Here is a 433-nt window from a genome sequence, read left to right on the forward strand (position 1 = left end):
GACAGGTTGTTGATGGTGTTGTTCACGTTGGTGATCGTGGATTCGAAACGGTTCTGGATCGCACCCAGGTTACTACGCGCGGTATCTACTGCTTTCAGCGCGCTATCAACGGCATCAACGATATCCTGTGCCAGACCACCTGAACCACCGATAGCACCTGTACCACCACTAATTGCAGTTACAGCGGTCGATACACCAGAAGCCAAGCCTGCACCAGATGTCGTTGTCGCGTTAACCAGGGCGCCAGAGTCAATAGTGATAACTTCGTTAGCACCGGTGTTTGCACCAACCTGAATGTTGATACCGCCGCTTGCTGTACCGTCCAGCAGGTTCGTGCCGTTGAACGATGCTGCGCCAGCAACACGGTCGATTTCGTCCAGACGTTGCTTCATTTCAGTGTAGATTGAAGTACGGTCAGTACTGCCGTTGGTGT

1 protein-coding gene is annotated in these 433 nt (G+C 52.7%); it reads right to left on the minus strand.

What is annotated here, in order from left to right:
* Positions 1-433, minus strand: a 433-nt coding sequence (locus NXT09_RS22355) for a flagellin (protein ID WP_268581194.1), incomplete at both ends; no start/stop codon positions are given.

This window comes from Pectobacterium jejuense, from assembly GCF_026800125.1.
Taxonomy (GTDB): domain Bacteria; phylum Pseudomonadota; class Gammaproteobacteria; order Enterobacterales; family Enterobacteriaceae; genus Pectobacterium; species Pectobacterium jejuense.